The sequence below is a fragment of the Rahnella sp. AN3-3W3 genome, assembly GCF_003263545.1.
In the GTDB taxonomy this organism is placed as follows: Bacteria; Pseudomonadota; Gammaproteobacteria; order Enterobacterales; family Enterobacteriaceae; genus Rahnella; species Rahnella variigena.
Genome location: NZ_JYDG01000040.1, coordinates 16,186 through 38,908, shown reverse-complemented (window position 1 = coordinate 38,908; position 22,723 = coordinate 16,186). Strand labels below are relative to the sequence as shown.

The 22,723-nt window shown below is 53.1% G+C and carries 22 protein-coding genes; 10 read left to right on the top strand and 12 right to left on the bottom strand.

The window, feature by feature from the left end:
- Positions 1–200 precede the first annotated feature (200 nt).
- From cysG to nirB, 3 genes are all read right to left on the bottom strand, one after another.
- On the bottom strand, positions 201–1,583 hold the full coding sequence (gene cysG / locus UC15_RS11820; RefSeq protein WP_112288627.1) for a siroheme synthase CysG: 1,383 nt from the start codon (positions 1,581–1,583) through the stop codon (positions 201–203).
- Positions 1,584–1,687: 104 nt separating this feature from the next.
- Positions 1,688–2,038 (bottom strand): nitrite reductase small subunit NirD, encoded by a 351-nt coding sequence (gene nirD / locus UC15_RS11815; protein WP_112288626.1) that lies wholly within the window; start codon positions 2,036–2,038, stop codon positions 1,688–1,690.
- The gene (gene nirB / locus UC15_RS11810; protein ID WP_112288625.1) at positions 2,035–4,590 is read right to left on the bottom strand and encodes a nitrite reductase large subunit NirB; all 2,556 of its coding nucleotides are present in this window, start codon (positions 4,588–4,590) and stop codon (positions 2,035–2,037) included. The genes nirD and nirB overlap by 4 nt, the downstream gene beginning before the upstream one ends.
- A gap of 222 nt (positions 4,591–4,812) precedes the next feature.
- On the opposite strand from nirB, the gene UC15_RS11805 reads away from it, so the two are divergent.
- Both UC15_RS11805 and ppiA read left to right on the top strand, forming a co-directional pair.
- Positions 4,813–6,096 (top strand): cytosine deaminase, encoded by a 1,284-nt coding sequence (locus UC15_RS11805; protein ID WP_112288624.1) that lies wholly within the window; start codon positions 4,813–4,815, stop codon positions 6,094–6,096.
- Positions 6,097–6,240: 144 nt separating this feature from the next.
- Positions 6,241–6,807: a peptidylprolyl isomerase A gene (gene ppiA / locus UC15_RS11800; RefSeq protein WP_112288623.1), complete on the top strand. Its 567-nt coding sequence runs from the start codon at positions 6,241–6,243 to the stop codon at positions 6,805–6,807.
- Between the two features lie 100 nt (positions 6,808–6,907).
- On the opposite strand, the gene UC15_RS11795 is transcribed toward ppiA, so the two are convergent.
- From UC15_RS11795 to tssD, 3 genes are read right to left on the bottom strand one after another with little or no spacing between them, the layout of a single operon-like run.
- Positions 6,908–7,399: a hypothetical protein gene (locus tag UC15_RS11795; RefSeq protein ID WP_112288622.1), complete on the bottom strand. Its 492-nt coding sequence runs from the start codon at positions 7,397–7,399 to the stop codon at positions 6,908–6,910.
- Positions 7,396–7,758 carry a tlde1 domain-containing protein gene (locus UC15_RS11790; protein WP_112288621.1) on the bottom strand — a complete coding sequence of 121 codons (363 nt, stop codon included), beginning with the start codon at positions 7,756–7,758 and terminating at the stop codon, positions 7,396–7,398. The genes UC15_RS11795 and UC15_RS11790 overlap by 4 nt, the downstream gene beginning before the upstream one ends.
- 9 nt (positions 7,759–7,767) lie before the next feature.
- A complete protein-coding gene (gene tssD / locus UC15_RS11785) occupies positions 7,768–8,259 on the bottom strand; it encodes a type VI secretion system tube protein TssD (RefSeq protein WP_112288620.1) in 492 nt (163 codons plus the stop codon).
- A 370-nt stretch (positions 8,260–8,629) separates the two neighbouring features.
- On the opposite strand from tssD, the gene UC15_RS11775 reads away from it, so the two are divergent.
- The 5 genes from UC15_RS11775 (at position 8,630) to UC15_RS11755 (ending at position 12,709) form a co-directional block, all read left to right on the top strand.
- Complete coding sequence (locus tag UC15_RS11775) at positions 8,630–9,835, top strand: aldose 1-epimerase family protein (protein WP_112288618.1); 1,206 nt, start codon at positions 8,630–8,632, stop codon at positions 9,833–9,835.
- A 96-nt stretch (positions 9,836–9,931) separates the two neighbouring features.
- Complete coding sequence (locus UC15_RS11770) at positions 9,932–10,102, top strand: YhfG family protein (protein WP_112288617.1); 171 nt, start codon at positions 9,932–9,934, stop codon at positions 10,100–10,102.
- Entirely contained in the window at positions 10,092–10,694 is a 603-nt protein-coding gene (locus tag UC15_RS11765) for a putative adenosine monophosphate-protein transferase Fic (RefSeq protein WP_112288616.1), read from the top strand. The genes UC15_RS11770 and UC15_RS11765 overlap by 11 nt, the downstream gene beginning before the upstream one ends.
- A gap of 90 nt (positions 10,695–10,784) precedes the next feature.
- Positions 10,785–11,360 (top strand): aminodeoxychorismate synthase component II, encoded by a 576-nt coding sequence (locus UC15_RS11760; RefSeq protein WP_112288615.1) that lies wholly within the window; start codon positions 10,785–10,787, stop codon positions 11,358–11,360.
- A 134-nt stretch (positions 11,361–11,494) separates the two neighbouring features.
- The gene (locus UC15_RS11755) at positions 11,495–12,709 is read left to right on the top strand and encodes an aspartate aminotransferase family protein (protein ID WP_112288614.1); all 1,215 of its coding nucleotides are present in this window, start codon (positions 11,495–11,497) and stop codon (positions 12,707–12,709) included.
- A 646-nt stretch (positions 12,710–13,355) separates the two neighbouring features.
- Here UC15_RS11755 and UC15_RS11750 read toward each other — a convergent pair.
- Both UC15_RS11750 and crp read right to left on the bottom strand, forming a co-directional pair.
- Positions 13,356–15,431: a YccS/YhfK family putative transporter gene (locus UC15_RS11750; RefSeq protein WP_112288613.1), complete on the bottom strand. Its 2,076-nt coding sequence runs from the start codon at positions 15,429–15,431 to the stop codon at positions 13,356–13,358.
- A 61-nt stretch (positions 15,432–15,492) separates the two neighbouring features.
- Entirely contained in the window at positions 15,493–16,125 is a 633-nt protein-coding gene (gene crp, locus UC15_RS11745; RefSeq protein WP_013573634.1) for a cAMP-activated global transcriptional regulator CRP, read from the bottom strand.
- A gap of 363 nt (positions 16,126–16,488) precedes the next feature.
- On the opposite strand from crp, the gene UC15_RS11740 reads away from it, so the two are divergent.
- Entirely contained in the window at positions 16,489–16,896 is a 408-nt protein-coding gene (locus tag UC15_RS11740) for an OsmC family protein (protein ID WP_112288612.1), read from the top strand.
- Position 16,897: 1 nt separating this feature from the next.
- Here UC15_RS11740 and UC15_RS11735 read toward each other — a convergent pair whose 3' ends face one another.
- Positions 16,898–17,809, bottom strand: a complete 912-nt coding sequence (locus UC15_RS11735; protein WP_112288611.1) for a LysR substrate-binding domain-containing protein — start codon at positions 17,807–17,809, stop codon at positions 16,898–16,900.
- A 193-nt stretch (positions 17,810–18,002) separates the two neighbouring features.
- On the opposite strand from UC15_RS11735, the gene UC15_RS11730 reads away from it, so the two are divergent.
- Both UC15_RS11730 and UC15_RS11725 read left to right on the top strand, forming a co-directional pair.
- Entirely contained in the window at positions 18,003–19,193 is a 1,191-nt protein-coding gene (locus tag UC15_RS11730; protein WP_112288610.1) for an MFS transporter, read from the top strand.
- Positions 19,194–19,208: 15 nt separating this feature from the next.
- Complete coding sequence (locus UC15_RS11725; RefSeq protein ID WP_112288609.1) at positions 19,209–20,393, top strand: amidohydrolase; 1,185 nt, start codon at positions 19,209–19,211, stop codon at positions 20,391–20,393.
- A 5-nt stretch (positions 20,394–20,398) separates the two neighbouring features.
- Here the strand turns inward: UC15_RS11725 and UC15_RS11720 are convergent, their stop codons facing one another.
- The 3 genes from UC15_RS11720 to UC15_RS11710 all read right to left on the bottom strand — a co-directional run bounded on the left by UC15_RS11720 (position 20,399) and on the right by UC15_RS11710 (position 22,661).
- Entirely contained in the window at positions 20,399–21,268 is an 870-nt protein-coding gene (locus UC15_RS11720) for a phosphoribulokinase (protein WP_112288608.1), read from the bottom strand.
- A 143-nt stretch (positions 21,269–21,411) separates the two neighbouring features.
- Positions 21,412–21,657 (bottom strand): YheU family protein, encoded by a 246-nt coding sequence (locus UC15_RS11715; protein WP_112288607.1) that lies wholly within the window; start codon positions 21,655–21,657, stop codon positions 21,412–21,414.
- Complete coding sequence (locus UC15_RS11710) at positions 21,654–22,661, bottom strand: hydrolase (protein WP_112288606.1); 1,008 nt, start codon at positions 22,659–22,661, stop codon at positions 21,654–21,656. The genes UC15_RS11715 and UC15_RS11710 overlap by 4 nt, the downstream gene beginning before the upstream one ends.
- Positions 22,662–22,723 lie beyond the last annotated feature (62 nt).

Genomic DNA, 22,723 nt, shown 5'->3' with positions numbered 1-22,723 from the left:
AATTAAAGTTTAAGGTGAAGATTCTGAATATTCCATTTGAGTGGGGTGATTATTTTGAATTTTGATCGTGAAGGGTGAGAGAACAGGAGTTATATTCTGTTATAAGATTTATCTTATAAGTGGGGGGCGAGAAGTGAATCTGAATTCACTTCTCTGAATTGATTAATAAAATAAATGGAGATTTTTTGAGCAGAAGGGCGTTACAGACGGGTTTCGCTGGCAAACCAGTTCAGTTTCTGACGCAAACTCACTACGGTACCTACAATGATCAAACTCGGGCTCTGTACCTGTGTCGCCAGATTACCGAGTTCAGTGAGAATGCCGGTGACCACGCGCTGCGTCTGGCTGGTGCCGTTTTCGACCAGTGCCACAGGCGTTTCTGCTGGCAACCCGTTTTCCAGCAGACGGCGCTGGATCTCAGAGGCCTGGGTCAGCCCCATATAAAACACCAGCGTTTGCTGACCCTGAGCCAGACAGGCCCAGTCTAAAACGCCATCCTGCTTTGCATGACCGGTGATGAGCCGCACGCTTTGCGCGTGATCGCGATGGGTCAGCGGAATGCCGCTATAGGCAGAGCACCCGGATGCCGCCGTGATACCCGGTACCACGGAAAAAGCGATACCCGCGGCTTTCAGTGCTTCCAGTTCTTCGCCGCCACGGCCAAAGATAAAGGGATCGCCGCCTTTTAGCCGGACAACGCGTTTGCCCATTTGCGCCTGTTCCAGCAGGATTTCGTTGATACGTTCCTGCGGCACACAATGATGTCCGGCGCGTTTGCCGACAAAAATACGCTCGGCGTCACGACGTATCAGATTCATCACACCGTCGGAAACCAGCCGGTCGTAAACCACCACATCGGCCAGTTGCATCTGCTGCAAACCTTTCAGTGTCAGCAATCCTGCATCGCCCGGCCCGGCGCCGACCAGAATGACTTCGCCGTGTTTATCGACCGGTTCGCTGAACAGTTCTTCGAGATATTGCCCGCTTTGCGCCTCGTCATTATTCGCCAGCGACTGCGCCAGACGATGATGATTGAACAGCTTTTCCCACCAGCGGCGGCGCTCAGAGGCATCGGTAAAGTGCGTTTTCACGCGAGCCCGCAATCCGCCCGCCACCTGTGCCAGTTTGCCCAGATGTTGCGGCAAAATGGATTCCAGGCGTTCACGCAGCAAACGCGCCAGCACCGGGGCATTGCCGCCGGAAGACACCGCGATCATCAGCGGTGAACGGTCGATGATCGACGGCATGATTACGCTGGCGCTTTCAGGGGCATCGACCACATTACAGAATACGCGGCGATGTTCAGCGGCCTCGCTGACTTCCTGATTCACTAAGTCTGAATCGGTGGCGGCGATCACCAGCCATTTTTCATCGACCAGCAACGGGGAAAATTCGCCTTTCAGCAGCCGGACTTTGCCTTTCTCAGCCCAGATCTGAAACTGCGACGTGAAGGTGAGGGCGTTAACCGTCAGTTTTGCACCGGCATCCAGCAGCAGGCGCGCTTTACGTTCAGCCACGTCACCGGCACCGACCAGCAAACAGGCTCTGTTTTTTAACTGACAAAAAAGGGGCAGGTAATCCATAGATAATCTTCTCTGAGATGGCGCGTTTTGATACGGCGTTCTTTTACCGACATTCTTTTAAATATGAACAACGCCGCCCGGAGGCGGCGTGGAAAGCGCGGAGTTTAGCTGGTTTGCGCCTGAAGACTGGCGGTATTCAGTTCAACATTGCCATCGCGGACACGCACGTCGTAGGCGGAAATTGAATACGCTTCATCTTCCATACAAAGGCCATCTATCAGGCGAAAATGTTGTTTTTTCAGCGGACTGGCGACCCAGAGTTCGCCCTGATGTTCGGCGATAATCCCGTGTGACAGCACGCTGGCCTGCGCGAACGGGTCGATATTCGACAGCGCAAAAATCTGCTCGTCGGCATACGGACGGAACAGCGCGATTTGCTGATCGTCCGCCAGTGCGCAAACGCCGCAACCTGGCAGGATCTGATCGACAGAACAAAGCGTTAACCACTGGCTCATAATACTTCCTCCCCGTCAGCGATTTGTGTCACCGGAATACGCTCGTCCGGACGCGCCGGACGATGCTGCTGACGTTCACCGACGAACTGCACATTCGGATCGCGCTGGCTGCTGTTGATAAAGTGGGTAAAGCGGGTTTGCGCCGCCGGGTCATTCAGCGTTTCCTGCCACTCGCAAACGGCGGATCCCCGCAGGCGCGACAGTTCGGCTTCCAGCTGATCGTTAAGCCCCAGTTTGTTATCGATGATGACTTTACGCAGGTAGTCGATGCCGCCTTCGAGGTTATCCATCCAGACTGACGTACGTTGCAACTTATCGGCGGTGCGGATGTAGAACATCATGAAGCGGTCGAGGTAACGCAACAGGGTATCGTTATCCAGATCGGCGGCCAGTAAATCGCCATGACGAGGTTTCATGCCGCCGTTACCGCAGACGTACAGGTTCCAGCCATTTTCCGTCGCGATAATACCGACATCCTTGCCCTGCGCTTCAGAACATTCGCGGGTACAGCCGGACACGCCGAACTTCATTTTGTGCGGCGTACGGATGCCTTTGTAGCGGTTTTCCAGGCTGATGCCGAAACCGAGGCTGTCGCCCACGCCGTAACGGCACCAGGTGCTGCCGACGCAGGTTTTCGCCATACGCAACGCTTTGGCGTAGGCCTGACCGGTTTCAAATCCTGCATTAATCAGTTTCTGCCAGATGGCCGGTAAATCATCTTTCTGCGCGCCGAACATGCCGATGCGCTGCGAGCCGGTGATCTTGGTGTAAAGATTATATTCAGCTGCGATTTCGCCAATCGCCTGCAACCCTTGCGGCGTGATTTCACCGCCCGGCGAGCGTGGGATCACGGAATAGGTGCCGTCTTTTTGCATGTTGGCGAGGAACACATCATTGGTGTCCTGCAACGGCGTGTGCTGTGGCTTGAGCACGTAATCGTTCCAGCACGACGCCAGCAGCGAGCCGACGGTCGGTTTACACACTTCGCAGCCGTAGCCTTTGCCGTACTTATTCAGCAAATCATCGTACGAACGGATGCCCTCAACGCGGATCAGGTGATAAAGCTCCTGACGTGAATAGGCGAAGTGCTCGCACAGATGATGATTAACTTCGATACCCTGCTTGCTCAGTTCGGCATTCAGCACCTGTGTCACCAGCGGAATACAGCCGCCGCAGCCGGTACCGGCTTTGGTCGCTGATTTCAGTGCCGCCACGGTATGACAACCGCCCTGAACGGCTTTGATGATGTCGCCTTTAGTGACGTCAAAGCAGGAGCAAATTTGCGCGCTTTCCGGCAAGGCATCGGTACCAATAACCGCGCCGCCGCCGCTGCCTGCGTGAGCAGGTAAGATCAGCGCGTCCGGGTTTTCCGGCAAAGGAATGCTGTTCAGCACCAGTTGCAGCAGATTGCCGTAATCGCTGGTATCGCCCACCAGCACCGCGCCGAGCAGTGTTTTATTGTCTTCGCTGACCACCAGACGTTTATAGAGCGCCTTGCTTTCATCGAGGTAAACGTAGCTGCGCGCGCCCGGTGTGCGTGCGTGCGCATCACCGATACCGGCCACATCTACGCCTAAGAGTTTCAGTTTGGCGCTCATGTCTGCGCCGGTGAAGGCGTTCTCGCGACCGAGTAAATGGTCGGCGGTGACCTGCGCCATTTTATAGCCCGGCGCCACCAGACCGAAGGTTCGCTGATTCCACGACGCACATTCGCCGATAGCGTACACGTCCGGATCGCTGGTCTGGCACTGATCGTTAATCACGATGCCGCCGCGCGGAGCGATCTCTAAATCACACTGGCGCGCCAGTTTATCCTGCGGGCGGATACCGGTAGAGAACACGATGAAATCGACTTCGAGGAAAGTGCCGTCGGCGAATTCCATCGTCTTACGGGCAGACGTGCCGCCCTGAACAATCTGTTTGGTGTTTTTGGCGGTATGAACCTGCACACCCATGCTTTCGATTTTCTGACGCAGCTGGCTGCCGCCCATGACATCGAGCTGTTCGGCCATCAGACCGGGTGCAAATTCAACTACATGCGTTTCAACGCCGAGGTTTTTCAACGCGCCGGCGGCTTCGAGGCCAAGCAAACCACCGCCGACCACTGCCCCGCGTTTACTGCGACGGGCGCAGGATTCAATCGCGTGTAAATCTTCAATGGTGCGGTAAACAAAGCAATCCTGACCGTCAGAGCCGGTGATCGGCGGAACCCACGGGTAGGAACCGGTCGCGATAATCAGTTTATCGTAATACACCGTCCGGCCGCTGCTGGAATGAATGACTTTTTCCTGGCGGTTGAGGGTAATGGCGCGTTCGCCAATCAGCACATTCACGTTGTGCTTTTCGTAAAACCCTTCACGAACCAGTGACAGTTCTTCGGCGGTATGATGTGAAAAATAGGAGGAAAGATGGACGCGGTCATAGGCCACGCGCGGCTCTTCACATAATACCGTGATGTCGAACTGACCCGGTTCTGCTTTATCCAGTAAGTCTTCGATAAAGCGATGGCCGACCATGCCGTTGCCAATAATCGCGAGTCTGACTTTGCTCATAATTGCCTCAATTTTGATTTTCTGAGGCTAAACATAACGCGCGCGTAACAGGGGGTATTGATGCAAATCAAGCCGCTCCCAATATACTCCTTAGGGGGTATTTGACTGATTTCATTGAGTTTTTATGTAACCTTTCGATTTATAAACACTTTCAGGCTATTGTTCTAAGATTAGCTTTAACATCACTGATGATGACGTCTTTCTAAAACGATGAGGTAACGCGTGACCAAAACTCCTTTGCGTACCATTAAAAATGTACGCCTGCCGGACCGGGAAGGGTTGTGGCAGATAGATATCGATGACGGTGTCATTCGCCATATCACTTCGCAGCTGGATAATGCCGATTACGGCGAACATATCCTGGACGCGGAAGGCGGGCTGGCAATACCTCCTTTTATCGAGCCGCATATTCATCTCGATACTACGCAGACCGCCGGTCAGCCAGCGTGGAATCAGTCCGGTACATTATTTGAAGGCATTGAACGCTGGGCGGAACGCAAGGCGTTGTTGTCGCATGAGGACGTCAAACAGCGCGCATGGCAGACGCTGAAATGGCAAATCGCCAACGGCATTCAGCATGTGCGTACACATGTTGATGTTTCCGACCCGACGCTCACCGCGCTGAAAGCCATGCTCGAAGTGAAAGCCGAAGTTGCGCCGTGGGTGACGCTGCAAATTGTGGCGTTCCCGCAGGAAGGCATTATGTCTTACCCGAACGGCGAAGCTTTGCTGGAAGAGGCGCTGAAGCTGGGTGCGGACGTGGTCGGCGCTATCCCGCATTTTGAATTCACCCGCGAATACGGCGTGGAATCTCTGCACAAAACTTTCGCGCTGGCGAAAAAATACCATACGCTTATCGACGTGCATTGCGATGAAATTGACGATGAACAATCGCGTTTTGTCGAAACCGTCGCGGCACTCGCGCTGCGGGAAAACATGGGCGCACGCGTCACCGCCAGCCACACGACGGCGATGCATTCCTACAACGGCGCTTACACCTCGCGCTTGTTCCGCCTGCTGAAGATGTCGGGTATTAACTTTGTCGCTAATCCGCTGGTGAATATTCATCTGCAGGGACGGTTTGATACCTATCCGAAACGCCGCGGCATTACGCGCGTCAAAGAGATGCTGGATGCCGGTATAAACGTCTGTTTTGGTCATGACGATGTGTTTGACCCGTGGTATCCGCTGGGCACTGCCAGTATGTTGCAGGTGCTGCATATGGGGCTGCATGTTTGCCAGCTGATGGGTTATCAGCAAATTGATGACGGGCTGAAGCTGATTACGACTTACAGTGCGCGCACCATGAATCTGGACGGTTATGGCCTGGAAAGTGGCAACGCCGCAAGTCTGGTGATCCTGCCAGCAGAAAGCGGATTTGATGCGCTACGCAGACAAGTCCCTGTGCGCTATTCCATCCGGCAGGGCTCGGTGATAGCCGAAACTCAGCCTGCGAAAACGACGATCCATCTTGATAAAGATTATCCCGTTAATTTCAACAGCTAACCGCTGAGAAAACGATAGTAACAATTTGAAATATCTGAAAAAGTTGCTATAAAGCGTAAATAACCGTAAAGGTCTGGCGCTGAGCGTAAAGGCTCTTTAGAATCAGTGGGATCTGTTGTTTGTACTTTCAAGAAAGGAATTGTCATGTTTAAACGTACTTTGGTGGCCTTAACTGCGCTGCTTTCCCTGACTGCAATAACGCCGGCTTTTGCTGCTGGTCAAACCCACGTCATGCTGACCACTTCAGCAGGGAATATCGAACTGGAACTCGACAGTGCTAAAGCACCGGTTTCTGTGAAGAATTTCGTTGATTACGCCCAGAGCGGATATTACAACAACACCATTTTCCACCGCGTGATCCCGGGCTTTATGGTTCAGGGCGGGGGTTTTACAGCTGATATGCAGCAGAAAGCGACGAAAGAGCCGATCAAGAACGAAGCCGACAACGGCCTGCGTAACCTGCGTGGTACTGTCGCGATGGCGCGTACTGCTGACAAAGACAGCGCAACCAGCCAGTTCTTCATCAACGTAGCGGATAACGCCTTCCTGGATCACGGTCAGCGTGATTTCGGCTATGCCGTATTCGGTAAAGTCATCAAAGGCATGGACGTGGTAGATAAAATGTCACAGGTGAAAACGGATAACGTCGGGCCTTACCAGAACGTGCCGACCACGCCGATTGTGATTTTGTCTGCGAAAGTGCTGCCTTAATTTCTCAGCCTTTCCGTTCCTTTCTGTAGTACAAGATCAAGCCTCCGCCAGCCGGGGGCTTTTTCTTGCCCATTTGACGCTCCCTTAAATTCTGGATTGCTCATGGGGTAAAGATCTTCACACCCCACTTCATATTCCCTCGGTCATCTTCAGATTTAACTTCCTCCATCGATTCTTGCATTATGCTTAGGCACTCTAGCGCGGGAGCACCAGCTCTTATCAATGACTCAGACGCTAATTTGTAATACAACAGCGTGGAGTTTCGCGTGTAATTCATATCGACTGGAAGAGCACACGCCGCACCAGTCCCAAAGCGCTGGACGAGTAAATCATCGTCCTTATCCATTGCGTCCGTAGCCCTTAGAGTGGGGACAGGATTTTTAAGCAAAGCAAACCCTATTGCCTCAATCAATTCGGCTGATTGCTCGTCATTTAGAGCGCTGGTGATGCGTTTTATTGTGGTTGGCAACTGCTGCAACGTTTGAGCATTTCCATTCTGGATATCAGCTATCAGCGCTTTACTCACGGCGTGAGCGCAGATTGGTAATGTTGCCAATGGAAGTAATAGCGCCAATAGCCGAAGTTTGTTCACTCTACAACCTCCAAATTGCTGTCGCCCGAATTCAATATCCGGTTGCGCGTGGATGGTCCCAAAATAATGCATCCTTCAGACGCGAATCCAGGCGTTGACGGTGGTCGTTTTTCACCGTGTATTCTGAAAAGAGAACGACCAAACGACTCGCCAGATCTTTGCTCAAGATTGATCGTCATCGGTCCCTTAGAGTTCGTATAGCCCGTTATCTGATATGTACCGCGGGGCAACGGCCCCATCCCTTTTACTTGCTGACGGGATGGGTTGTTTTTGTTTGTCAGTGACCCAGAATATCCTGTGTCGACGTGGACTCCATTATGGAAAATCTCACCTGTACTTTGATGATAGACCCAAGTCATTGTGTTTCCTTACGCGCTTTGGCGGACGTTCCAGCTATCTGAGTGAATGATGTTCCCATCAAGATACTTCCAGGTGATTTTTTCGTAATGCAACTGAACGCACTCAAGATGATTTCTGGCCTTGCCGTATACAGATTTGACGTCGTACATAATCGGGATCATAGCCGTAACTCTTGCCCCCTCAAGAAGTACGTTCATGTACTCCTCTTCTTGGCCGGCATCATTGATTCGGTAATATCTAAACTCAGCAGATTTGAATTTTTGACCGGTTGTGATCGCCTTGTAGAGGTATGGAGTCGAAGAATCAATTTCTTTATTGATTAGGAAGGGCTGGTGGATTCTGGTGCCTGTAATTTTTCCGGTGAGATTGTCGGTCGGCATTGATACATCGTGCAATAGAGAAACAACTTCGATGCTGCCTTCGCGATCTATCACATCAACAGACCCCCGGATATCTGAACCTCCGTCATCCTTGAGCCACAAGTAAATGGGTATTGCCATTTTCATACATTCCTTTTTAAAAGAGAGCCAACACGTTATGCCTGCATTGTTTGATAAACAATTAGCTGGGTTTGGAAAATGGAATTTTCAGAGGTTTAGTATTGATGATTGGGGGACTGTAAAAAGTAACTTTTCTGCTAACACGTTTAAGCTGAAACGGATCAGCTTTTGTGCGTTTAGTCCTGTCTGAGTTCTCATTTTCATCTGCAATTTTTTCCTTAACGCATGGCTTTTTGCGGAGTCCGGCACGTTACTGCTTGCGGTTCAGTATTAAAACCGCTCAACTTGAAGGCTGTCACGTTTTTAGCCTGCCCGGGTTTGTAGGCTGAATTGCTTTTGGGCTAAATCAATTCAGCAAAAAGGAGTCATTGTGAAAAAATTACTCGTTACCGGGATCGTCATGGGGCTTTTTTCGTGGCAAGCTGCGGCACAAACCATTGTGCTGACGGATGCTGAAGCCGGTACTGAACTGGGAAACTGGAAGACAGACAGTAAAAAGCTGAATATCGCAGGTCCGGATTTCAGCATCGAACAGAAAGTGTTGCACGGGGGTAAACAGGAAGGGTCAAAAGTCATCACCATTACCAGCAAGGGGCTGACAATTGCGCTCAGCCCGACGCGGGGGATGGATTTGCTGCACGTCACCGGCGATAACATCCGTTTGGGCTGGGATTCACCGGTTCAGGAAGTAGTGAATCCGGCCTACATCAACCTTGAAAGTCGTAACGGTGTGGGCTGGCTGGAAGGTTTCAATGAAATGATGGTGCGCTGCGGCTTCGAGTGGACCGGACATCCGGTGACCGCCGACGGCATGATTTATACGCTGCACGGACGGGCGGGCAATACGCCCGCCTCGAAAGTGGAGGTTGATATTGCCGACAAAGCCCCTTATGAAATCACCGTAAGAGGCTTACTGAAAGAAGACACCTTTAAGAAAGCCAGGCTGGAAACCTGGACCGAGCTGCGTTACGTGCCCGGCAGCCATTCCTGGACCATTCATGACACCCTGACAAACCTGTCGGATTATCCGCACGACTACCAGATTATTTATCACAGTAACTTCGGTCAGCCGATCCTCGAAGCGGGCGCCCGTTTCATCGCGCCTCTGAAATCAATTTCACCGTTCAATGATTACGCCAAAAAAGGGTTAGCTGACTGGCAGACTTACGCCGGACCGACCAAAGGATTTGATGAGATGGTCTTTAATATGGTGCCGCTGGCAGATGCGCAGGGCAAAACCATTGCCGGTGTGGTGAATAAAGCGGGGAACAAAGGGGCATCGATTGAATTCGACACGCATCAGTTGCCGTTACTGACGCTGTGGAAAAACACCGACACCCTGAAACAAGGTTACGTGACAGGCATCGAACCGGGCACCAACTATGCGTATCCGGTCACCATCGAGCGTAAACAGGGGCGCGTAAAACAGTTGCAGCCTGGCCAGAGCACGGTGTTTGAGCTGAAATATTCACTTCTGCCCGATGCGCAGGCAGTGAAGCAACTTGAGGAACGGGTGAAAACGCTGCAGGACACGCATAAAATCGATGTGAACGAGACGCCGATCGCTGTTGAATAATCCGAGTTTAGGGCGCTAAGGCTGGCGCCCTTTTTTCTCTGTCTATACTTAATCCCACAAGGTATGCGCCCGAATGGCGGTAACCAGGGAGGAAATATGGCGAAGAAACTGACACTCAGACAGCAGGAAAAACTCTTTCGCGAACGTCAGCGGCAGAATTTTCAGGCCAGCAGCGCGCTGGATGGCCTGGAGGTCGAAGTCGTGTCTCTGGATAACGAGAAAATCGCACAACGTCTGGCCGAACTGAGGGGGCACTATGAACGATAAACTCGTGGACGGTGCGGATCCTTATTATTATCCCGGCATCAATGTCCTGAAAAACTCTCTCGATATCCGTGAAGCTCACCGGCTGCAACAGGCTGAACTGGCCTTTACGGCGTTACGGGCGGCGGCTATGCCACTCGGCCCGGCGGTTATGGGCTTGCCACATCTGTGTGCCATTCACCTGTCGCTCTTTCAGGATATTTATCCGTGGGCAGGGGAGTTTCGTGAGATCGACATCTACAAGGACGATACCCAGTTCTGCCATTTCGGCTATATCGAAAATGAAGGCAACGCCCTGATGCAGGAGCTTGAGGAAGAGGAGTTTCTGGTCGGTTTACCGCTTGATAAGCTTGCCGAGCGGCTGGCTCACTATTATACCGGCCTGAATTTGTTGCATCCTTTTCGCGAGGGCAACGGGCGGGTGCTGAGGATTTTTGTCGAGCAGCTGGTTATCCACGCCGGGTATGACATCGACTGGTCCAGCATCAGCCGTGAACGCTGGCTGTCCGCCAATAAAACGGCGGTGTTTGGTGATGAAACCGATCTGGTCGTGATCTTCAATGAAGTGATCAGTGAAATCGATGACGAACATTGATGCGCAAGATCAGAGCGACAAAATACTGAAGCCTGTGCTGAAAAATGCGTAGAATTGCCCGGTAAATTTTCGACTTTTACCGGGAACGCTATGCTGCTGCTGATCGACAACTACGACTCCTTCACCTACAACCTTTATCAATATTTTTGCGAGCTGGGCGCTGAGGTGAAAGTGCTGCGTAACGATCAGCTGACGCTGACCGATATAGAGCAACTTGCTCCGTCGCATCTGGTGATTTCTCCCGGCCCTTGCACACCGGATCAGGCGGGTATTTCCCTGCAAGCCATCACGCATTTCTCCACCCGTTTGCCGATCCTTGGCGTATGCCTCGGGCATCAGGCCATGGCGCAGGCGTTCGGCGCGAAAATCGTGCGGGCGCGTCAGGCGATCCACGGTAAAACATCGCCGGTGCGACATACCGGTCAGAGCGTATTTACCGGGCTGAATAATCCGCTGACTGTCACCCGCTACCATTCGCTGGTGGTTGCGCCCGATACGCTGCCGGACTGTTTTGACATCACCGCCTGGACAGAGCGCGACGGCGAGCGCGACGAAATCATGGGCATCATGCACAAAACCTTGCCGCTGCACGGGGTGCAGTTTCACCCGGAAAGCATTCTGAGCGAGCAGGGGCATCAGCTTCTGGATAATTTCCTTAAAATCTAACCGTTTAATTCCTCGTTAACATCGCTGCAAAAATTACTTACCCATCAGGTGTGATTTCTGTTTGCCTGTGTCTGATTTTTTATGCATATTTTATGATTATATTTTCACATCACTATCAGTAAGGGCGAAGGGTTATGGCAGAAAAATCAGCGGTAGATCGGGGTACGTTCGACAAAGTGATTTTGCCGGTTTATTCACCTGCGAAATTTATTCCTGTTAAAGGTAAAGGCAGTCGTGTCTGGGATCAGCAGGGCACCGAATACGTTGATTTCGCCGGTGGTATCGCGGTGACGGCGCTCGGGCATTGCCATCCGGCACTGGTAAAAGCGTTACACGAACAGGGCGAAACCCTGTGGCATGTCAGCAACGTGTTTACCAACGAACCTGCACTGCGCCTGGCTCAGAAGCTGATCGACGCGACCTTTGCAGACCGCGTATTTTTTGCCAACTCCGGCGCTGAAGCCAATGAAGCTGCTTTTAAACTGGCGCGTTATTACGCTTCCCATCGCCACAGCCCGTACAAAAGTAAGATCATTGCTTTCCATAACGCTTTCCATGGCCGCACATTGTTTACCGTTTCTGTCGGCGGTCAGCCAAAATATTCCGACGGCTTCGGCCCGAAACCGGCCGACATTGTCCACGTGCCGTTTAACGATCTGGACGCGGTAAAAGCGGTCATCGACGATCACACCTGTGCGATCGTTGTCGAACCCGTTCAGGGTGAAGGTGGAGTCACACCGGCTACTAAAGAGTTCCTGCAAGGGCTGCGCGAGCTTTGCGATAAACATAATGCGCTGCTGGTGCTGGACGAAGTACAAAGCGGCATGGGGCGCAGCGGTAAGTTGTTCAGCTATATGCATTACGGCGTGACGCCGGATATCCTGACCACCGCCAAAGCGCTGGGCGGTGGCTTCCCGGTTTCCGCCATGCTGGCAACCGAAGAAGTGGCCTCGGTGATGGAACCGGGCAAACACGGCACCACTTACGGCGGTAACCCGCTGGCCTGCGCCGTCGCTGAAGCCGCACTGGATATCATCAATACGCCAGACGTGCTGGCCGGTATCAACGAGCGTCGCGAGAAATTTATCAGCGCGCTGGAGGCCATCAATCAGAAATATCACATCTTCAGCGAGTTCCGCGGTCAGGGTTTGTTGATTGGCGCTGAGCTTTCCGACGCCTTTAAAAATCGTGCAGGCGAATTCCATGCCGCCGCCGCCGAATTCGGCCTGATGATGCTGGTCGCCGGACCGAACGTCATGCGGTTTGCGCCCTCGCTTGTTATCGACTTCGCGGATATTGAAGAGGGGATGGAAAGGTTTGAGAAAGCGGTGGCAAAGGTCGCAGGCTGAATGCTTCCCTCCCCGCCGGTTAAAACCTAAACCGACTGAGTAAATTTCGGTTTCTCAGTAACGGTTATCACAAGGCCTTTTGCGCCGAAACCGAGCAGAGGGGAAAGGCTTTTCCCCTCTGCACTCCCCTCGCTTTTTTACTGCGCGCTGCCGCAGGCATGACGGACATGTTCTGACGCATCAGTGTGTGGCGCAAAATGTCATCGCTCCGCGATTCCCGAATTTCAGGATTCGAGCCTCAAGTCTCGAACCATTCATTCGGTGCCATTTTTGAGCACGCCAATCAACTTATCTAAAAGATAAAAACGGTCAGCCGTTGAATTTAAGATCTCACGGGCGAATCAGAAATCTTGCTGAACGGAGCGGCCTGAAGACCCAGGGCTTCAGGACCGAGAGAGGGAACCGCGCAGCGGCAAGATTTCCAGCCTGGCACCGCGGTTGCTGAAACATAGCCAGCGAGCGGAGCGCGTGTTGAAAAAGCGAGGAGGAATCCAAAGGAGGAAAAGCACTTTCCTCCTTTGGGCGGTTTCGGCGCAGCGCGTTACGTGATCCCCGTACTTGAGAAACCGAAATATTCGCAATTTCAAAAGCAGTCTGGCTATAAGCCAGTAAAAAGGGGATTTAAAAGGGGCAATCCCCTTCACGTTCACGCCTTCCGCGTCAGCCAGATCCCATGATGTGGTCTCTGCTTCCACGCCAGTGATGAAATAGTATGCATCACGCTGAGATGTGAAATTACACGCCGCAGATGGCGTTCCATCTCGGTCAGTGGCATATCAGGATGCAGTTCCGGTGCATTGATCAGCGTGTTCTCATTGCCCGGTCCGTCATAAAGCAGTCGCTGCTGACAACTCTGCAACGCAATTTCACAGGTCTGTAAATACTCCGTCGCCAGTTTCTCCGGCAGCATGTAATGCTCGCGGGCGAGGATGGTCATCGCGTTGATGTGCTCGACAATGAACTGGCTGTGCGTCACCCACAAGCGCATATCCGCCAGATAATGCGAGTTAAAGCCGGGCTCCTGCATGGCCTGATTCAGTGACGTGAAAAGCTTGTTGTGCGCCTGATTGACCTGCATGCGGGTGTAAGCAAGCTTCGACGTATCCGGGTTTTCTTCAAGCAGTAAGCGGATAGCATCCTGATAGGTTTCCAGCGCCTGGTGGGCGTTCTGGCGCAGTAATCCGCTTTGCCATTGCGGCCACAGCCAGATGGTGCCGCCGAACGCCAGCGCGCAGCCGATCAGTGTATCCACCAGCCGCGGTACCAGAAAATGCACGCCGTTCATCGCCAGCAGTTGCAGGGTATATACCGCCGTCACGGTCATGCCGACCATCGCCAGCCCGTAGTTTTTACGCAGCACCGTATACGACACCAGCGTGACGATCAGCATACACATCAGCGTGATGCCTTCGGGTAATTCCAGCTTCAGCAATCCGGCTGCAATCAGCAATCCGGCCAGCGTGCCCAGCGCACGGTGCTGGATACGCACGCGTGTGGCGTTATAACCGTTCTGACTCACCAGCATGATGGTCAGCAAAATCCAGTAAGGCTTGGGCAGATTAAAGAACAGGCCCAGGCTGCTGCCAATCGCCAGAATGATCCCCAGACGGGCGGCATTGCGCAGGGCGACAGATTTGAAGGAAAGATAGCTTTTCAGCGCAGGCCAGAAGGGTAAACGCGGCTGAGTGTTCATCAGGTCACGTTTGTACAACGGGCGCTGTGTCCGCAGCAGGCGCGCAATGCGGCTGAAGTGGTAGTAGCAAAACTGGCCGACCGGGTTCTCAGGATTGCGCGCGGCGATTTTCTCCAGCGCGGCCAGCTCGTTGGCCATCGTAAACCGTTCGGATAAACGGTGATAAAGAATGTCGTCGGCGATGACCCGCAGACGGGCGGAAATCACCTGCGCATTACGGCGGATAACCGCTTCGGCGTGGCTTTCTTCCACCAGCTTCTGCACTTCTTCCGGCTGATGCAGGCTCACCGTGATGTGCTCCTGCAAATCAAGCGCGACCTGAAAACGTTGAAACAGTCTTTTGTGGTGATGATGATGGCCGTGTTGCGGCAGCATGTGCAGTTGCTGATAGAGCAGGGCAATCAGGTCGATGACCTGCTGCTGTCGCGTCAGCAACGGGGGTAACGCGGTTTCAGGATCGGTGTGTTGCGTCAGCAGGCTGTATTTAGCTTCGAAGTAATCCGCGAGTTGCAGATAGAGCTGACTGAGCGTTTCGCGCATCGGCTGTTCTTCCGATATGCGAAACCACGCCCAGTTAAATAATCCGTACCAGGCCGTACCGGCGGCGAAAAGCACCGGCGCCTGCCATATAGGGCGTACGCCGACCATACTCAGTGTGAAAATGGTCGCCACCAGCGCGCCGGGCAACAGCCGCGCATGCAACGGGCTGATTTCGCCGGTCACGCCAAGCAGTAATGCCAGCGACAACATGATGAGCGGCAGGGGAATGTGCCAGCTTTCCAGCATCACTTGCAGCAGAATGCTGCTCACGGCAAACAGCGTTCCGCCAATTATCAGGCGTTTGAAAAAGCGTTTATGCGGAGTATCGAGGCCCGCGACGTTGCAGCAGGCAGGACAAAGAGAGAACAGCAGCCCCATTTGCAGATTGCCGAACAACCAGCAGATACCAACGGGCAGGCACAACACCAGCGTCTGGCGCAGCGCGTAGTTAACTTCCGGATGGTAAAACAGTCTTCGCCATAGCGTCATGGATAAAGCTTAGCCCATAAAAAAGGCGCGACAGTGTTCTGCCGCGCCGATTTTTAAGGGATTAACGTGTGCCGTAAACGACAATCGTTTTACCGTGTGCCGAGATCAAACTTTGATCTTCAAGCATTTTGAGAATACGTCCGACTGTTTCACGTGAACAACCGACGATTTGGCCGATTTCCTGACGGGTGATCTTGATTTGCATCCCGTCCGGATGGGTCATCGCATCAGGCTGTTTAGCCAGATTAAGCAGAGTTTGAGCGATACGCCCTGTTACGTCGAGGAAGGCCAGGTTGCCGACTTTCTCTGACGTCACTTGCAGACGGTTTGCCATCTGCGCGGAAAGACGCATCAGAATATCCGGGTTAACCTGAATCAGCTGGCGGAATTTTTTATAAGAAATTTCAGCCACTTCACAGGCAGTTTTTGCACGAACCCACGCACTACGTTCCTGACCTTCTTCGAAGAGTCCCAGCTCGCCGATGAAGTCACCTTGGTTAAGGTAGGACAGTATCATTTCTTTGCCTTCTTCATCCTTGATAAGGACAGCAACTGACCCTTTCACGATGTAGTAAAGCGTTTCGGCTTTTTCACCCTGGTGAATCAGCGTACTTTTAGAAGGATACTTATGTATATGACAGTGAGACAGGAACCATTCAAGAGTCGGGTCTGTTTGTGGCTTGCCGAGAACCATTTGCTATTATCCTCTGTTGTTATCGCTGCCCAAAATCACAGGGCTCAGAGTTCCCTGTATGGCACTTCAAAATCCAAAGCGCCCTTTCAGCATATAACTCCCCAGAAATGCTGCAAGCGGGTGTCGGAGTGAAACAGCCTGATTATTGCCGTTATCACCGTGGGTTCTGTTCTTAAACCGCGAAAACCGTCACCGCAATTCACTGGAAAGTATGTTTCGGCTTTGTTTGTAGCACAGGTTTGCAATGCTGTCTTCTGTTGTCTCGCTTCAGCATGATGGCGATCGGGTTACGTTGCCAGATTTTAGGTGAAAGGGTACTCTGGGAGCGGAATTCGACGAGTTTATTCACCGGGAGAATAGTTCATGCACGCACGCGTAAAATGGGTAGAAGGGCTGACGTTTTTAGGCGAGTCAGCGTCAGGCCACCAGATTTCTATGGATGGTAATGCGGGCGATAAAGCACCCAGCCCGATGGAAATGCTGCTGATGTCCGCAGGCGGTTGCAGCGCGATTGATGTGGTGTCTATTTTGCAAAAAGGCCGTAATGACGTGCGTGATTGTGAAGTCAAGCTGACCTCACAACGCCGCGAAGAAGCGCCGCGCCTGTTCACGCACATCAATCTGCATTTTATCGTCACCGGTAAAGATCTCACCGATAAGATTGTCGAACGTGCCGTCAGCCTGTCTGCGGAAAAGTACTGCTCTGTGTCCCTGATGCTCGGCAAAGCGGCTACCATCACGCACAGCTTTGAAGTGATCAGCGTCGAATAAGTTACGACCAGTCATACGCGTGGCACTGGCTGCGCAATAAATCCAAAAATCGCCGCGCGGCAAACGTCAGCGGCGATTTTTGCGAGTAAAGCACGCAATATTCCGCCTGCGGCAGGGTATCGATATTGAGCTCACACAATTTGTCCTGCAATCCAAACGGCGCTTTCATCGCCCGCGCCACAATGGTCAGATAATCAGACTGCAACACCATATTTAGCCCGCACACCACCGAATCTGTATGCACCGGCATTTCCGCTGCCGGCTGATGAAATCCTCCCATCGATACCCTGATTTGCTGGTAATACCCCATATCCGTTTCGGGCAACAGCCAGCGCGCATCCTGTAATTCCTTCAGAGTTGTGGAGCCTGCCAGCGGATGTCCACGCCGGGCGATAACGCAGAAAGGTGCGCTGAACAGTGGCTCACGTACCAGATCTTCCAGCGGAAATCCCGGCCCGGCGGTACCGACCGCGAAATCCAGTTTCCCTTCGCGCAGTGCAGGTAATAACGTGGAAAGTTGCCCTTCTTTGATCAGCAGTTTGGACTGCGGAAACTGCGTCTTAAATTCTCCTGCCAGTCCGGGAAAAACCGTCAGCGCCAGCAGCGATGAAAATCCAATGGCGACGGAGCCCTGCGAATATTGTTCGATCTGGCGAATTTCATCGGCGGCGCGCTCAAGCTCTTCGAGGATAAATTGCATGCGCTGTGCAAATGCCCGGCCCGTTTCGGTCAGCGTCATCCCCTGATTGCCACGCACGATCAGCTGCGTATCGAGCGTTTGTTCCAGTTCACGCAATGTTCTGCTGACCGCCGGTTGGGACTGATTCAACGCCCGCGCCGCGCCGCGAATACTGCCGCTGCGGATAACCTGCTGGAAAACCTTCAGTTGCTGCAATTTCGGCAAATAGCGCATCACGATCCCTATCAGTAAAAAGCATCACCCGCCCAAAAATTGCATCTTATGGTCACGCTGTAAAGCTGATAGCGTCAGGATCGCGAAAAATAATATGTTGTTATTCAGTTGATTACGTGATGCATGTCGCATTTTACGATTCATCCGGCAGTGAGAAAATCTGACGTGGTGATAACAAAAAGGGATATCCGCTATGAAAAGTCGTTCCCTGATGATCTTCCTGCTATTTGTCGGTTATGCCGTGGTGTATATCGATAAAACAGTGATGGGCTTTGCGCTGCTGCCCATCGAGCGCGAATTTAATCTGCAACCTGAACAGCTGGGGTATATCACCGGCATTTTCTTCCTGGCCTATTCGCTGTTTCAGATCCCCGCGGGCTGGCTGAATGACCGGTTCGGCTACAAAAAAGTGCTCGGCATGTCGCTGTTCTTGCTGGGCGGCTTCGCGCTGTGTTTCGGAACGCTGGGCCTCAGCCTGGGATTACTGGTCACGTTCCGGTTTCTCTCCGGCGTCGGCCATTCCGGCTATCCTGCGTCCTGCGCCAAAGCGGTAGTGTCTAATTTCGCAGTTGAGAAGCGAACCTTTGCGCAGTCGATTTTGCTGTCTTCCGCCGGACTGGCGATGACTGCCGGACCGCTGATTGCGGTTTACAGCCTGGATCATCTTGGCTGGCGCGGATCGTTCTCCATTCTCGGATTGCTGGCTTTTGCCATCGCCGTAGCGATTGTGATTTTTGTGCCCAATCCGCCGGAGGCGCAAGCCCGTACCGGCGCGAAAACCGGTTATCGGGAGTTGCTGAAAAATCCGATTGTCCTGCTGCTGTTTGTCTCAATTTTCTGCATCAACATTCCGTCTTACGGCCTGATGGCGTGGTTGCCGAAATATCTGGTCCAGCAGCGCGGTATGTCACTCGACGTATCCGGCATGGTGGTCGCCACCGGCGGGCTGGGTATCTGGATTTCTTCACTGGCAACCGGCTGGCTGGTCGGACGCTATATGCAGGGCAAAGAGCCGAAAGTGATTTTCTGCTGCGCACTGCTCAGTGCGTTGTGCATCTGGCTGGTCTTTACGTCGGCATCAGCCATAACGGCCGGGTTGTTCCTGTTCCTCGGCTACGTTTTCCTGATGGCGTCCTTTGTGACCGTCTTTACGCTGCCGATGAAACGCCTGCCTTCTGAGGTCATGGGCGCGGCGATGGGGATCATTAATACCGGCGGGACTCTCGGCGGATTTGTGGCACCGATTGCGATGGGATATCTCATCACCGCCAGCCACGGTTACCTTTCTACGTTTGTATTTCTGGCGCTGGCGATGGTGGTGGCCGGTCTGGCTATCCTGCCGCTGGCAATAAAACCTCGTGCGCCAATGCGCGATGTGGCTTAACTGAGGAGAAGAGTGATGACTTTTAATTTCGAAGCAATGCTGGCTGAAGTCAAAGCGGACGTGCTGCGCTGGCGCAGACATATTCATGCCCATCCTGAACTCTCTTTTCAGGAGCATAAAACGGCGGCGTACATTACTCAGCAGCTGGAAAGTTTCGGCGGTCTGACCCTGACACATCTGACGCCCAACAGCGTGATTGCCGATCTGAAAGGGGCGCATCCGGGGCCGGTATATGCGCTGCGGGCGGATATCGATGCCCTGCCGATTCAGGAAGAGAACGATGAACCTTTCTGCTCAACGGTCCCCGGCGTGATGCACGCCTGTGGTCATGATGCTCACACCGCAATGTTGCTGGGTGCGGCAAAAGTGCTGATCCAATGTCAGTCTGAGTTGCATGGTTCTGTGCGGTTTATCTTCCAGCATGCTGAAGAAGTGCCACCGGGCGGGGCACAGGAACTGGTGGATTTAGGCGTGCTGGATGGCGTTGAGAAAATCTTCGGCCTGCACGTGATGCCTAATTCTCCGACCGGTGAAGTGGGGCTGAAAGAGGGCGTGTTCTGCGCGTCCACAGATAACTTCGACATCACCATTACCGGCAAAGGCGGCCACGGTTCTATGCCGCATTTGTGTATCGATCCGGTGGTGATCGGCGCGGAAGTCGTCACCGCACTGCAAAACGTTGTGGCGCGCCGTATTGATCCGCTTCAGGTGCCGGTGCTGACTATCGCAACCTTCCAGACGGGCGAAAGTTATAACGTGATCCCGGAGCGGGTGAAGCTCGCCGGAACGCTGCGGACGCATCACAGCAACGTGCGCGAACAGGTGCCGCAGGTGATGGAGCAGATCATTTCCGGAATTACTGCAGCGCATGGCGCAACATACGAACTGCGCTGGACACGCGGCTATGTGAACGGTGACAACCATCCTGAGGCCTGTGCGATAGCGCGTCAGGTGATTGAAAAAACGCTGGGACCGCAGGCGCTGCGCGAAGTTACTCAGCCGCTGTTTGGCGGAGAGGATTTCTCTTCCTACCAGCAAAAAGTGCCGGGGTGTTTTCTGTTTATTGGCAGCGGGAATGAAAAAATTGGCGCGACTTACGGCGTACATAATCCGCGTTTTCGTCTCGATGAAGAGGCGTTACAGACTGGCGTCGCGCTGCATGTCGGGTTTATCCGTCAGTTGCTGATGAACGACGCCTGAGTCCGTTACTCGATCTTTTTCCCTTCCATCAGGCGCTGCACCAGCGGCGCCATAATCAGCTCCATCGCCAGCCCCATTTTTCCGCCCGGCACCACCAGCGTTTTGATGTGCGAGATAAACGAACCCTGCAACATCGCCAGCAGATACGGGAAATCAATGTCATCCAGCCCCTGGAAGTGGATCACCACAAAGCTTTCATCCAGTGAAGGAATGGCTTTAGCGGCAAACGGGTTGGAGGTATCGATAGTCGGTACGCGCTGGAAATTGATGTGCGTGCGCGAGAACTGCGGCGTGATGTAACTGATGTAGTCATCCATCGAACGCACCACGGAATCCATCACCGCTTCGCGGGAATGTCCGCGCTCGCCGGTATCGCGCACCAGTTTCTGGATCCATTCAAGGTTAACGATGGGCACCACGCCGACCAGTAAATCGACCTGCGCGGCAACGTCAATTTTGTCTGCGACAACGCCGCCGTGCAGCCCTTCGTAGAACAAAATGTCAGTCGGTTCCGGCAGCGCCTGCCACGGCGTAAAGGTGCCCGGCACCTGATTGTAGGGAACCGCTTCGTCATAAGTATGCAGATACTTGCGCGAACGACCGGTACCGGTTTTACCGTATTCGATAAAACTTTTTTCCAGCAGACCAAAGTCGTTGGCTTCCGGTCCGAAATAGCTGATGTGACGCCCGAGGTCACGGGCTTTGCGGATTGCCGCATCCATTTCAGGGCGGGTGAAATGGTGAAAGCTGTCGCCTTCCAGCTCAGCGGCACGCAGGCCAAGCTGCTGAAATATTTTACGAAATGCCAGGCTGGTGGTGGTGGTGCCTGCTCCGCTGGAGCCGGTAACTGCTATAACAGGATGTTTTGCTGACATAGTCGGGCTTACTCCTTAAACGTCACGCCATATTGCCCTTCTGGTCATTCAGGGCAGGCGGAAACAAAGCGCATAATTAATCCCATTGTTACCATAATTATTCGCTGAGGGACAGGCTGTCCAAATCCATTTTATGATCGTGTTTACCAGTCCTGCGGGTTTTCTTCCTGTCCGGCGCGGAACTGACCGCGCGGCATAATGTTCAGCGTTTCATGCAGTTCTGACCAGACCAGTACGATCTCGCCACTTTTCAGCTGACGTTTTACGTCGTCGACTTTCTGTTCCAGAGAACGCTCCTGCTCGCCGTAATCGGTGCCTTCGCGCAATACGAAGGATTCCACCACGCTGGTGAGCAGTTCGGCGTCCAGTTCCTGCCAGGGAATAATCACTTTGTTGGTTCCTTTGTCTTTGTTTCTGTCTTTGTTTCTAAAAACGGGGCGATCCAGGCCGGAATGCGCTGTTCCAGCCACATTTGCGGATGACGTAAGCTGCCGGAAACGAAACCGACATGCCCGCCATGTTCAGTTAACTGATATTCCACGCAAGCCGGCAAATCCTCTGCTTTCGGGATCACTTCCGGCGTCATAAACGGGTCGTCTTTGGCATGGATAATCAGCAGCGGCGTTCTGACCTGCGACAGCAACGGCAGACCGCTGCAACGGCGGTAATAATCCAGCGCGTCGGTAAACCCGTGCGCCTTTGAAGTGATGGCATCGTCAAATTCACGAATGCGGCGCATGGATTTCAGCTGCGCCAGCGTCACCGGCAACGTGCCCGGATATTTCGCCAGTTTGCGCGAAGCATTGCCTTTGAGCTGATCGAGAAGGTATCGCTGATAAATGCGCGATGAACCGCGCTCCAGCCGGTAAGCGCACGGCTCAAGCATCAGCGGTGCGGACACCACAACCGCCGCTTTAAGCGTACAGTTTTCGCCTTCCTGCCCGAGATAACAGGCCAGCATATTTCCACCGAGGGATACGCCCACCGCGCCGGTCGGCACTTCGCCATAGGTTTCATTGAGCCAGCGAATGAAAAAACGTGCATCTTCGGTTTCGCCGGAATGATAAATCCGCTGAAGTTTATTCGGTTCGCCGCTGCATCCGCGAAAATGCATCACGACGCCGAGCCAGCCTTTGTCTTTCCACGCCTGCAATAAGCCATGGGCGTAAGGGCTGTAGAAACTGCCTTCAAGTCCGTGAAACAAGATCAAGCGCGGTTTATGACGCGCCTGTTCCGGGTCTTCGCTCCAGGCTAAATCGAGAAAATCTCCGTCCGGCGTATCGAGTCTTTGCCAGTGAGGTTTGAGTTTTGCATGGCGGCGCACCAGCCGTGGTAACAACGTCTGGATGTGAGGATTACTGGCCCCGCGCAGGGGACGAAAGGATTCAACCATAAGATGAATAAATTTCTCTTAAGAGGCTCTTGTGCGATCAATATCACGCTGTTAGCTTCAAT

Bases quoted from the DNA above. Each gene is read 5' to 3' on its own strand.
- cysG (WP_112288627.1), bottom strand. From the start codon at position 1,583: ATGGATTACCTGCCCCTTTTTTGTCAGTTAAAAAACAGAGCCTGTTTG.
- nirD (WP_112288626.1), bottom strand. From the start codon at position 2,038: ATGAGCCAGTGGTTAACGCTTTGTTCTGTCGATCAGATCCTGCCAGGT.
- nirB (WP_112288625.1), bottom strand. From the start codon at position 4,590: ATGAGCAAAGTCAGACTCGCGATTATTGGCAACGGCATGGTCGGCCAT.
- ppiA (WP_112288623.1), top strand. From the start codon at position 6,241: ATGTTTAAACGTACTTTGGTGGCCTTAACTGCGCTGCTTTCCCTGACT.
- UC15_RS11790 (WP_112288621.1), bottom strand. From the start codon at position 7,758: ATGACTTGGGTCTATCATCAAAGTACAGGTGAGATTTTCCATAATGGA.
- tssD (WP_112288620.1), bottom strand. From the start codon at position 8,259: ATGGCAATACCCATTTACTTGTGGCTCAAGGATGACGGAGGTTCAGAT.
- UC15_RS11770 (WP_112288617.1), top strand. From the start codon at position 9,932: ATGGCGAAGAAACTGACACTCAGACAGCAGGAAAAACTCTTTCGCGAA.
- UC15_RS11765 (WP_112288616.1), top strand. From the start codon at position 10,092: ATGAACGATAAACTCGTGGACGGTGCGGATCCTTATTATTATCCCGGC.
- UC15_RS11760 (WP_112288615.1), top strand. From the start codon at position 10,785: ATGCTGCTGCTGATCGACAACTACGACTCCTTCACCTACAACCTTTAT.
- UC15_RS11755 (WP_112288614.1), top strand. From the start codon at position 11,495: ATGGCAGAAAAATCAGCGGTAGATCGGGGTACGTTCGACAAAGTGATT.
- UC15_RS11750 (WP_112288613.1), bottom strand. From the start codon at position 15,431: ATGACGCTATGGCGAAGACTGTTTTACCATCCGGAAGTTAACTACGCG.
- crp (WP_013573634.1), bottom strand. From the start codon at position 16,125: ATGGTTCTCGGCAAGCCACAAACAGACCCGACTCTTGAATGGTTCCTG.
- UC15_RS11740 (WP_112288612.1), top strand. From the start codon at position 16,489: ATGCACGCACGCGTAAAATGGGTAGAAGGGCTGACGTTTTTAGGCGAG.
- UC15_RS11735 (WP_112288611.1), bottom strand. From the start codon at position 17,809: ATGCGCTATTTGCCGAAATTGCAGCAACTGAAGGTTTTCCAGCAGGTT.
- UC15_RS11730 (WP_112288610.1), top strand. From the start codon at position 18,003: ATGAAAAGTCGTTCCCTGATGATCTTCCTGCTATTTGTCGGTTATGCC.
- UC15_RS11725 (WP_112288609.1), top strand. From the start codon at position 19,209: ATGACTTTTAATTTCGAAGCAATGCTGGCTGAAGTCAAAGCGGACGTG.
- UC15_RS11720 (WP_112288608.1), bottom strand. From the start codon at position 21,268: ATGTCAGCAAAACATCCTGTTATAGCAGTTACCGGCTCCAGCGGAGCA.
- UC15_RS11710 (WP_112288606.1), bottom strand. From the start codon at position 22,661: ATGGTTGAATCCTTTCGTCCCCTGCGCGGGGCCAGTAATCCTCACATC.